1 protein-coding gene is annotated in these 1017 nt (G+C 42.0%); it reads left to right on the top strand.

From position 1 onward, the window contains the following. Positions 1 to 20: 20 nt before the first annotated feature. The gene (locus AB5935_RS28255) at positions 21 to 908 is read left to right on the top strand and encodes a DUF5683 domain-containing protein (RefSeq protein WP_368328137.1); all 888 of its coding nucleotides are present in this window, start codon (positions 21 to 23) and stop codon (positions 906 to 908) included. Positions 909 to 1017: the final 109 nt, after the last annotated feature.

The following is a 1017-nucleotide window of genomic DNA, read 5'->3' as shown; positions in this document are numbered from 1 at the left end:
TCGATACGCTAAAGAAGTAAATGACAAGAAAAAGTAAGAAATATCAGTTACTAGTCAGCGCCCTGCTTCTCTGTTTTTTACAGGTGGCAGGGATTGATGTGTATGCACAATCCACTGTTACTCCGGCACGGAAAGATACAACAATCATACAGCGCGAAGCGCCGAAAGCCCGTGCACGAAGGCATCGTGATCCGATCATACAGGACTCGGTGAAGAAGGATTCTATCCAAATCATACCATCCAAAGAACTTCCGGCCATCGACAGTTTGTCAGCTGCTAAAATACAGATAGCGGATAGCTTGGATGCAGCCAACAAGAAAGAGCTGAAAAAGATAGAGCAACCTGCCTCCATTGTTGTAAAGACCGACACTGTGCCGCCACCTGCTCAAGATATTAACAAGAAAATATTTATCCCGAATCCGACCAAAGCAACGTGGCTGGCAGTCGTATTCCCCGGTGGAGGACAGATTTACAACCGTAAATACTGGAAATTACCTATTATATATGGAGGATTTGCTGGTTGTGCTTACGCCTTAAGTTGGAACGGTAAGATGTACAAAGACTATTCGCAAGCCTATCTGGACATTATGGACAGCAATCCGAATACGAAAAGTTACGAAGATTTGTTGCCCCCGAACTCCACTTATAATGAGGAGCAGCTAAAAAACACACTAAAAAGAAGAAAAGATATGTTCCGTCGTTATCGGGACCTTAGTATATTTGCATTTATCGGAGTTTACCGGATCTCTATCATCGACGCGTATGTAGATGCGGAGTTATCCAACTTCGATATAACCCCCGACTTGAGTATGAAAGTAGAGCCGGCCGTTATTGATAATAACAACCAGTTCCGCTCCAACAGTTTTAAAAACAAGTCGGTTGGTCTGCAATGCGTATTACGATTTTAAAAAACACAATTTAGATTGATCTTATTATTGAAGCATGAAGAAATTAGTTAACTATTGTTCGATTATTTTTCTTTTACTAGTGGCCACGTCGCAGGTAAAAGCGCAAAGT

The sequence above is a fragment of the Phocaeicola sp. RTP21198st1_B8_RTP21198_201120 genome, assembly GCF_040929485.1.
Taxonomy (GTDB): Bacteria; Bacteroidota; Bacteroidia; order Bacteroidales; family Bacteroidaceae; genus Phocaeicola; species Phocaeicola dorei.
The sequence above is the reverse complement of the archived record's forward strand: the minus strand, read 5'-3'. Positions and strand labels throughout refer to the sequence as shown.

What these genes read in the sequence shown, in the direction of transcription:
- AB5935_RS28255 (WP_368328137.1), top strand. Translation starts at nt 21, where the DNA reads ATGACAAGAAAAAGTAAGAAATATCAGTTACTAGTCAGCGCCCTGCTT.